Source organism: Aureimonas ureilytica DSM 18598 = NBRC 106430 (assembly GCF_000382705.1).
In the GTDB taxonomy this organism is placed as follows: domain Bacteria; phylum Pseudomonadota; class Alphaproteobacteria; order Rhizobiales; family Rhizobiaceae; genus Aureimonas; species Aureimonas ureilytica.
In genome coordinates, this window is the sequence record NZ_ARQE01000031.1 from 1 (window position 1) to 9,692 (window position 9,692).

The following is a 9,692-nucleotide window of genomic DNA, read 5'->3' on the forward strand; positions in this document are numbered from 1 at the left end:
GTCAGCGCAGCGGTCGGCCGCTCGCTGGTCGAGGCCAAGGCGATGGCGCGCGAGGCCGCGGCGATGGGCGCGGACGCGGTGATGAGCCACCATCCAATGGACCCCTTCGCCGCGCCCGCCGCGCAGACGCGCTATTTCCTCCAGCTTGCCGATGCGGTGAGCGTGCCGCTCGTAGCCTATGTACGCTCCGACACGCTTTCGGTCGCCGACTTCCAGCTTCTGGCGAACCACGGCAACATCGCGGGCATCAAGTTTGCCTCGCCGAACCTGATGCTGCTGGCCGAAGTGATCCGCGCGACGCGCGAGGCACCCGCGATCTGGGTTTGCGGCCTTGCCGAGGGCTGGGCACCGGCCTTTTACGCTATGGGCGCGAGAGGCTTCACCTCGGGCCTTGTGAACGTCTTTCCGGAGCGCTCACACGCCATCCACCACGCTTTGGAGCGGGGCGACTTCGCGGGCGCGCGTCGGCTCATCGACGGCATCGCTGGCTTCGAGGCGCTGCGCACGCGCTACAACAACGGAGCTAACGTCACCGTGGTTAAGGCGGCGGCCGAGCTGCTGGGGCGCCCCGTTGGGCCCGTGCGCGCGCCCGGCCTTGAGACGCTGAACGCCGAGGAGCAAGAGACGCTGCGCCACATCGTTGAGGCGGTCCGCACCGAGCGCACGACCGGCGCCCCGGCGACGGCGGCCTGAGGGGAGAGTAGACATGCGAATCACCGCCCTCAAGACATACATGCAGCGCGTCGATGAGCGCCCGCGTCTTCTTGTTAAGATCGAGACCAACGAGGGCATTTCAGGCTGGGGCGAGGCCTACAACCACGGGCCCGACCGCGCGCTGGCGCCGCTCCTCGACTATCTCTTCACGCAGATTGTGGGCGAGGATCCGCGCCGCGTCGAGTTCCTGGTGCACAAGCTCAACCAGCAGTGCCGCTTTCCGCCTGGCGCGTTGGGCCTGGCCGCAATTTCGGTGATCGACCACGCCCTGTGGGACATCGCGGGCAAGGCGGCAGGGCTGCCGGTCTACATGCTGCTCGGCGGCAACGTGCGCGATCGCGTGCGCGTCTATTGCGGCGTCTACACCGCGCCCGACCCGGAGGCAGCGCTCGCCCAGACTCAAGAGCTGAACGAGCGCTACGGCTACACCGCATTCAAGCTCAGCCCGTACCGGCGCGACCTGCACGAGGGGCGCTGGGGCGAGCTGGTGCGCGAGACGGGGCAGTACTTCGGGCGCGTGCGAGAACTTTGCCCCAGCCGCTTCGAGTTCGCCTTCGACGCCCATGCCAAGATCTTTGAACCAATCCAAGCCATCCAACTCGCACAGGCCCTTGCCCCCAACGACCCGCTTTTCTACGAAGAACCGATCCGGCCCGAGCACATCCCCGCCTGGCGCGAGATCCGCTCCAAGGTGAGTGTGCCGCTGGCGACTGGCGAGTCGCTCTACTCGCGCTTCGAGTTTCTGTCACTGCTGTCAGCGGGCGGCGCCGACATCGTGCAGCCTGATATCTGCGTTGTGGGCGGGGTCTGCGAGATGCGGCGCATCGCNACGATCGCTGAAGCGCACTACGCCACGCTCGCCCCGCACAACCCGATGGGGCCGCTGGCGACGGCAGTGAACGTCCACTTCTGTGCCACGCAGACGAACTTCAAGATCCTGGAGTTCAAACCTGCGGTCCACGCTCCGTGGGCGATCGACCCTTATGTGCCGGTGGACGGACACATGGAGCTACGTCCCGACCGACCCGGCTGGGGCATCGAAATTGACGAAGCGGTGCTGGAGCGTGAGGACTACGTCCACTGGGAGCGTAAGGTAACGCGCAAGCAAGACGGATCGACTGCCTACCCCTAGACTGCGGTTGGTGAACGGCTTTGTAGGCTTGAGATGGCGACTTCGAGCAACGCTTCCAACGTCGATGCATGATCGAGGAAGCGCGCTCGAAGCTTGTAGGCCCCCCTTGGGGATCGATAGGACATAAGAGTCGATGCGAGATGAGCTTTGCGGTCCTGCGGTCTGTGTGCCTGTCGGCAAAATTCGCGAGCCGAACTGTGACACCAAACGTTAAGCACGCGGACCTCGTAACAAAAAAGATCCGCATCTAGTTGCAGCCGCTTGGAACTGGACGATTCGCTAACCAGCATGCCCAAGAAACATGCAGATTTTGATAGTGGGCCGAAGTCTTCCGGTCCGCTTTTCGGCAGCAGCGCAGAAAAGCGGACGTTCAGAAAGCTGGGTTTTTCGGACCTGCTAGCCTAGGATCTGCCCCGCCATATCGGAGCAGATCTCTTCGTGTTTCTAGGTGGCTGTTCTCGAATCTCTCTCGCCACGGAGCACGACTCCACCGGACTCTTGGAGATCGGATAGCACGTCAGATCGGCTCACCCAGCGTGGTCCGGCGATCACATAGGGGGAACGACGCCCTGGTTGCCGACCACCACGAATGCGGTAGACAGCGTACCGTCGGGGGCCTTCGTGGCGGGCACGAAGACCGGCGCGCCAGGCTTCAGGTCGGCGGGGCTTGCATCGGCGAAAGTCACGACGGGTATGTTGGCGGGGAGCGAAACCGTCTTGGAGCCGGTTGGATAGGTCAGGGTCAACTGGCGGCCCGATACGTTCTCCACCGCGTTGGAAACCGTGGCATTGGTCATCGTGGAATTGGGTTGCAGATCCCATGGGAAGCTACCCTCGTTGGCGCCCTTCATCGCTGCAGGAAAGATCAGGACCTCCAGCGCTCCCGCCGGCTGGTTGTCGGATGCAGGGGCGGATGCGACCCCGACATAATCTCCCGCCTTGATGTCACTCGCTGCGGCCGTCTTTACGCCGCGCAGCCCGACATTCGGGGCCATCTGGATCTTAACGACAGGGCCTTCGCGTGATGTCACGGACAGGGTCTGGCCGTCGACGGCCGCGATCGTCCCCCGCACGCGTGCCGGCTGGCCGTCATGGGCTTGCGCCCATGAGGTTGCGACAAGAAGCGAACCGACGATAAGGCTTATGGAACGGGACAGGCGCATGTGGCACTCCGTTGGTTGAGGCGCGATCAAATCGCGACCAGATTTCCATCCATAAACTTCTCTCTTCGCGTTGGTTTCGTGGCAAAGCGTTGCGAGATCCCGGAAGCGTCCTGGCCGGCGGCACGCAATTGGGATGTGATCCCGGCTCGACGATCGTATGCCGGGTTGATGGTTCAGCCACAGATCGGGACGAGCGTGTGCGGCCCGAAGTCGACGACGCTGACCGACCGCCATCCGCGTCACCTCAGCGCGTTCGCTGGCATCAGCGGCAGCTGGTTTGCAACAGAGCCGTTCGAAGTCATGCGGATGTTCCGGAAGGGTCAGTTCCGTTTGATGGTGGACAGCTTGGCTGGCGAACTGGAGCCCTGGTACATCAGGAGGCTATTTCAGGTGTTCATCGCCTGAGAATCCAACAGACCGGGATCATCGCGCCCCGATCGGCTATTCGCAACAGAGCCCCGAACATTCCTCACTGATCCTCCTTCGCGGACTTTCGAAACAGTCTCTCACGCCCGCTCCGCCTCGCACAGGGCGCGCACCGCCCGCTCATAGGCCTTGACGTCGATCTTGCGCAGCGAGTTCCTGCTCTGGTAGCGCACCGTCCCGAAGATCGGGCGATGCGCCCAGGGGCGGTCGTGGAGGCCATAGACCCAGGCAACGTTCGTGAAGGAGTTGGCGTCGCGCCCGTCCAGGAAGTAGCGGTTGTTGAGGCGCAGCGTGCGCGCGAAGCCTTCCTCGGGCGTCGGGGACCACTCCAGGATCTTCTTGCCCCAGTACATGCGCAGGTGATTGTGCATGAAGCCGGTCTCGCGCATCTCGGCCATCGCGACGTTCCATTCGTGGTCGTGCGTGCGCCCCTCGGCCAGTTCGTCCTCGCTATAGACGGTGTCTCGCCGGTCGCCCGCTTGTTCCGCCAGCGTGCGGCGCGCCCATTCCGGCACCGCCGTTTCGAACCGATCGTAGCCCTCGGTGTAGTGGACATGGTTCATCGCGAGTTCGCGGCGCACCACGATCTCCTCGACATAGGCGTCCCTGTCTTCCACCGTGCCCGTGTCGGCGGCGCGCACCGCCAGCGCGATCTCGACCGGCGAAATCTGCCCGAAATGCAGATAGGGGCTCATATGGGAGGCGGCATCGGCCTCCGGCCGACCGCGCTCCGCGCCGTAGCGGGCGAGCCCGTCCGCCACGAAGGCGCTGAGGCGCCGCCGCGCCTCGCTTTCGCCGCCCCGGAACCGCTTCACCGGCGAAACGGAGCGATCCAGCACCATGCCGGCCAGCACCGCGCCGGGCTCGCTCACGTCGATCGTCTCGCCCAGGTCGAGCGCGTCCGCCCGGTGCTTTACGGGCGTCGGGCGAAGCGGCTGCAGAAAGGCCTCCAGATGCCGGCGGATTTTCGGTCGCAGCGTGCGCGCGGCGTGCTCGTGCTTGCCGCTTGCCGTTTCCAGGGGCACCACGACGTCGCCCTCGATCTGGACGACGCGCACCCTCGCGCGGGCCGCGATCTCGCCGTACCAGTGCTTCTGGATCGCGAGATAGCCGCGATCCAGAACCACGAGCGCGGCCTCGCGCGACAGATCAGCCGCGATCTCGGCCGGCGATGCCTTGCGCAGGACGAAGCCGACGCCGCGCTTCGCCAGATTCCCTGCCGCATCCGCCAGCCCTTCGAGAAGAAAGGCATAATGGCGCGCGTTCGCCTCGGGGAAGCCGTTGGAGCCGTCGAGCAGCCCGAAGCAGGCGACAACGGGCACGCCTAGCCGGTTGGCCTCCTCGATCGTGAATTCCAGCGCCGGGTTGAACCCGGCACGGTTGGCCTGCTGGAGAAGATAGAGAACGTAGCGTCCCTTCGGGTTCGGCTCGGCCTCGTTCAGAATGCGAATCCGCTCCGGTTCGATCGTCATGGAGCCTCCCTTCCCACGCCGCTGCGTTCAGTTCCGCACCGAGCCGAACACGGACCAGTCGGTGCGATGCGACAGATGTTCTAGCCCCAGGGAGCCGAGCCAGCTGTTGCCCATCGGATCGAGCGCGGGCGACCAGACGCCGATCGAGGCGGTGTGCGGGGCGACCGCGAGGATGCCGCCGCCGACGCCCGACTTGGCGGGCAGGCCGATGCGGTAGGCGAAGTCGCCTGAGCCGTCGTATTGACCGCACAGCATCATGATGGACAGGATGCGCCGGGCGCGCCGAGCCTGCGAGGCCGAGCGCTCTGCATCCTCGTTCGGATCGTCATGCATCAGAAAGCGGCCGGCCTTGGCGAGACCCCGGCAGGTGAGCGTGATGGCGCATTGGTGAACATAGGCCTCCATCACGTCTTCCACCGGGTGATGGAGATTGCCGTGATGGCGCGCCATCAACATCAGCGAGCGATTGAGATCGCCCCCGGAGCGATCGCTTTCCATCACCTCCTCGTCCAGCGTCAGCGTTTCGCCCTCGAGCAGCCGTTCCACGAAGTCGCTGACATGGCGGTTCGGCCCGCTCTCGCCCTTCAACCCGACCAGCACGTCGCACACGACCAGCGCTCCGGCGTTGATAAAGGGATTGCGCGGAATGCCCTTCATGCGCTCCAGATCGATGATGGAGTTGAACGGATCGCCCGATGGCTCGCGCCCAATCCGCTTCCACAGGGCGTCGTTGAGCGCCTCGAGGGCGAGTTCCAGGGCGAAGACCTTGGAGATGGACTGGATCGGGAAGCCCGTGCCGGCGTTGCCGGCGGACACGAGATCGCCCTCGCGCGTGAAGACGGCTATGCCGAAGCGATCGAAGTCGCTGCGGCGCGGCTCCGGCATGTCCCGCTCACGCGCGGCTTCCACGGCCTCCTCGTAGACGTCCGGCGTGGCCTTGCACACATCGTCCACGACTTCGCCGAGTATCGCGGCAAGCGTCGCCTTGTCCGTGACGGCCCCGTCCTCTTCGACCTTCGCCATCCGCCGCATTCCCCCAATTCATCGCGGCAACAAGGCGGGCGGGGGCTTGGCGGTTCCGCTTCGCTCGGGTTCGGGGGGCTGCGATCACCAAAAGGGACGCGAGGTGTGGGCCCCGTAGCGCCTTCTGACATTCCGACCATATCGTCGCGATGCGCATAGGGCGCGTTTCTTGGCAGGGCGAACCGAGCACATTATCCGAAATTAGATAGCAACTGCCACCTCGCCCAACTCAAAAGCCAATGGATCTCGATAATCGCGCCCGCATTCGCTGGCGGCAGGTTCCACATGTCAGGATGGGAAACCATCCATTCTACGTAAGGTGTTTGCAGGCGACGGACTGACTCCTTAACCCGCTTCACAACGAGGGCTTCGACCCACAGGACGCAGAAGTGGTGGTCGCTGCTTCCGCCAGCTACGGCCAAGGACGTCGTCTCTGACGCTTGGGCAGCGCTTGCTACCTAATGCTGCGATTATCGAAGAAGCGGTGTTCGGCGAGATTTACCCTATGCTCATCGAGCTGCACGAAATCGCGGAGCGCCGAATCTACTTGTCCTACGAATAGAGTGCAACCCGCCTTTTAGAGGCCAAGGATTGCGAAACATCGCGCAGCGAGGAGCGGCGGACCCGGGCCGCAAGCGGACCAGCAGCTTTCGAGTTGATGGCGTGGAAAGCGGCCGTTCTGCTATCGACCCTTTGAAGACGTATGGATTGGCAGCCCAACACGCCGGAAGCGGACATTTGGCGGACGTCATGGCTGAGTTGTTAGATCACCGCTCGGAGCGGTGCATCCATTCCCATATAGCCAGCCGAAAGTTTCAGAGCGCTTGCTTTGAACAACTCGGTTGCCTGCTCTATCGGCAACGGCTTGGAGTAGAGATAGCCCTGTACCTCCCCGCAGCCGAGTTCGCGCAAGATTTCGGCTTGCTGGGTCAGTTCGACGCCCTCGGCAATCGTGCGGATACCCAGCCCATTTGCCAGCACCACGACTGAGCGCAGCACGGCCATCGAATGTCGGCTGTCTGGAATGTCCGTCACGAAGCTCCGGTCAATCTTGATCTTCGAGATCGGGAAGCGATGCAGATAGCCAAGAGAGGAATATCCGGTGCCGAAGTCGTCCAGCGCGAACGTAACGCCGAGCCTTAGCAGATCGTCGAAGATGCTCGACAGGCGATGGTTTTCGCCGACGAAGGCGGACTCGGTGATCTCAAGTTCCAGCCGTTGGGGAGCAAGCCCTGACGTGGCCAGTGCGGAGCGCACGGCTCCGACAATGTCGCCCGCGAGGAACTGAAGCGGTGAGACGTTCACGGCGACCTTGACATCCTCTGGCCAGCGCAACGCGTCCCGACAGGCACGGTGAAGCACCCACGACCCAAGTTCGTGAATGAGCCCCATCTCCTCTGCGACCGGAATGAACTCCGCCGGCGAGACGAAGCCACGTTCGGGGTGACGCCAACGAACGAGCGCTTCCGCGCCTGTCCACGCATCGTCGCAAAGGCGAGCCTGCGGTTGGTAGGCTAGATCGAACGCCTCCGCCTCGATCGCAACGGCCAGATCCCGCTCCAGCGCGAGCCGTTCGAGACGCGCTCTGTCCATCGCACGATCGAACACGACTACGGGGCCATCCGAATGCCGCTTGGCCTGGTAAAGCGCGACGTCGGCTCCTCGGCGAAGCGCAGACGGATCGCTGCATGCGCCCGCCTCGGCGGCGATGCCGACGCATGTACCGATGGAGACGCGATGCCCATTGACTTCGTAGGATCGGCCGACCTCCCGGACTATAGTCTCGGCAAGCGATCGGGCAAGGTCCACATCCAAGGATCGGATGAGAACTGTATACTCGTCACCACCGATCCGGAACAGTGTGGCACCTTCGGGAAGACTGCGTGCGGCGCGACGGGCTGTCTCGATCAGCACCGCATCACCCGTCGCATGGCCCAGCGCGTCGTTGACGCCTTTGAACCGATCGAGATCGAAGGCAAGGAGAACGACCGGAACTTGTTCGGCGACGATCTCGCCGAGTGCTGTTTCCAACGCCAGGCGATTGGGCAGCCCTGTCAGGCTGTCGTGGAACGCGGCGAAGCGAAGACGCTCCTGTGCTCTCTCTCGGTCCGTCACATCGTGCAGCAGGAGACTCGCATAGCGCAGATGCTCGGCTTCGCTGGGGCGGGGGCTACGGCGCCTGTCCTCCAGCCAAAACGGCGAGACGGTGTATTCCAAAATCCTGGGGGTGCCCCCTGCTTTGAGTTCGACCATGCGCCGGACGGGAGGCAAGCGAAGGCTCGCCGCCTCTGTAGTTGCCATCGCTGCTTCGATCACGCGCATCAGGACCACCGGCAGATGGGCTAGGGCGCCCGGCTGTTCTGTCGGCGGCAGATCGAGAAGGCTGCGCGCCATCTCGTTGATCCGCACGATTTGGCCCTGTGCATCCACGATCACGATCGCGTCGAATCCGTCATCGACAACCCGCTCCAGCAGGCGTGCCGTGTTCCGGGTTTCCACACGCGAGATCCAAAGACGGAGCTGCCGCAGGTCGAACTCCCGCGCCAGGGACCAGAGGACGATCGCTCCGAGTGCGAGATGGATCGCTGCGGTCTCAAGCATGACGGCACGGTCGAAATAAAGCCAGCCCGCGGCTCCTTCAATCGCGACCGCCGTCCCAGCCAGAACAAGAAGACTTCCGCGAAGGGGATTGCGCAGCGCGAGCCAACAACCGAATGCCAAGAGCAGAAGAACCAGCGTCAGCGGCGGCTGCCACTTCATCAAGGCCCGGTCCTGCATCAGCGTTTCGGTCGCCAGTGCAATGACCGTCGAGCCGGAGACGATGCCCGCGTGAGGGAGCGGAAATAGGTCGTGGAGCTCGATCGCCGTCGCGCCGACGATCAGCGTCTTGCCCGCGAGCGTGCCCTCGGTGACGCGACCATTGAGGAGGTCCAGGTAGGAGATGCGTGGGAGCGAGGCGGCCGCGATTCCGTGGTCGATCCCGAACTCCCCGTACGCCTCTTCGTGTCCCGCCAAGACGGCAGGCATGGAACTCACCCTCTCACCCCCGATCTCGATAGAAAGGGGAAAGCGACGCACGCGTCCATCGTCATCCACGGGAACGTTGATCGCAACCGGCCACGACGCCGCGAGAAGCGGTGCGATCGGCATGGACTCCAGCAAAGCTTTAGATGCCGGGTCAGGCTGGACGAAGGCCGCGAGGAACGTTTCGATCCCGCTGTCCCCGAGCGCTGTGGCAAACGCCTCGTCGTCAGCGGCGACGGAGCGGGACGAGAAGTCGACGTCAAACGCAACCCGGGCCGCACCGGCTTTGGCGGCCGCTCGCAGGAAATCGGCGTGAAGGCGGCGTGGCCAAGGCCACACGCCGACTTCGGCCAGGCTCCGGGCGTCGATGTCGACGAGCACGATCTCGCCTGATGCGGAACGATGACCAAGGGCGAACCGCGCATCGGAAAGAGTCGTATCCAGCATCCTAGGCAGGCCGGTCATGGTGGCTACCAGGACGCAGGCCACGACGAGCAGAATCGTCAGGACCGAACGACCCCATGTCTCCGGAAGGCGCGGGGATCGAGTCTCGGTGGCTTGGCTCACCATGTGATCGCACTCATCGGTGGGCGTCCGTCAAAGTCGAGCAGTTGACCTAGTTCCTAGGTCCGCCGTTGCCGTTGCCGTTGTTGCCGCTCGGCCCGCCGTTTCCGTTGCCGTTGCCGTTGCCGTTGCCGTTCCCGTTGTTGCCGTTGCCGTTTCCACCGCCGCTGTTGC

The 9,692-nt window shown here is 64.0% G+C and carries 7 protein-coding genes; 3 read left to right on the forward strand and 4 right to left on the reverse strand.

What is annotated here, in order from left to right; genetic code table 11:
- A partial coding sequence (locus tag B146_RS27360; RefSeq protein WP_019999038.1) for a dihydrodipicolinate synthase family protein occupies positions 1–693 on the forward strand: 693 nt, incomplete at its 5' end.
- A 13-nt stretch (positions 694–706) separates the two neighbouring features.
- On the forward strand, positions 707–1,846 hold the full coding sequence (locus B146_RS0124085; protein WP_019999039.1) for a mandelate racemase/muconate lactonizing enzyme family protein: 1,140 nt from the start codon (positions 707–709) through the stop codon (positions 1,844–1,846).
- 548 nt (positions 1,847–2,394) lie between these two features.
- Here the strand turns inward: B146_RS0124085 and B146_RS0124090 are convergent.
- Complete coding sequence (locus B146_RS0124090; RefSeq protein ID WP_019999040.1) at positions 2,395–3,009, reverse strand: hypothetical protein; 615 nt, start codon at positions 3,007–3,009, stop codon at positions 2,395–2,397.
- On the opposite strand from B146_RS0124090, the gene B146_RS29310 reads away from it, so the two are divergent.
- Complete coding sequence (locus B146_RS29310; protein ID WP_155897707.1) at positions 3,010–3,414, forward strand: hypothetical protein; 405 nt, start codon at positions 3,010–3,012, stop codon at positions 3,412–3,414.
- A 101-nt stretch (positions 3,415–3,515) separates the two neighbouring features.
- On the opposite strand, the gene B146_RS0124100 is transcribed toward B146_RS29310, so the two are convergent.
- The 3 genes from B146_RS0124100 to B146_RS0124115 form a co-directional block, all read right to left on the reverse strand.
- Positions 3,516–4,907, reverse strand: a complete 1,392-nt coding sequence (locus B146_RS0124100) for a deoxyribodipyrimidine photo-lyase (RefSeq protein ID WP_019999042.1) — start codon at positions 4,905–4,907, stop codon at positions 3,516–3,518.
- A 27-nt stretch (positions 4,908–4,934) separates the two neighbouring features.
- Entirely contained in the window at positions 4,935–5,930 is a 996-nt protein-coding gene (gene glsA / locus B146_RS0124105) for a glutaminase A (protein WP_155897708.1), read from the reverse strand.
- A gap of 762 nt (positions 5,931–6,692) precedes the next feature.
- Complete coding sequence (locus tag B146_RS0124115; RefSeq protein ID WP_019999045.1) at positions 6,693–9,524, reverse strand: EAL domain-containing protein; 2,832 nt, start codon at positions 9,522–9,524, stop codon at positions 6,693–6,695.
- Between the last annotated feature and the right edge of the window lie 168 nt (positions 9,525–9,692).

Coding starts and splice junctions, on each gene's coding strand:
- B146_RS0124090 (WP_019999040.1), bottom strand. CDS start 3,009: ATGCGCCTGTCCCGTTCCATAAGCCTTATCGTCGGTTCGCTTCTTGTC.
- B146_RS0124100 (WP_019999042.1), bottom strand. CDS start 4,907: ATGACGATCGAACCGGAGCGGATTCGCATTCTGAACGAGGCCGAGCCG.
- glsA (WP_155897708.1), bottom strand. CDS start 5,930: ATGGCGAAGGTCGAAGAGGACGGGGCCGTCACGGACAAGGCGACGCTT.
- B146_RS0124115 (WP_019999045.1), bottom strand. CDS start 9,524: ATGGTGAGCCAAGCCACCGAGACTCGATCCCCGCGCCTTCCGGAGACA.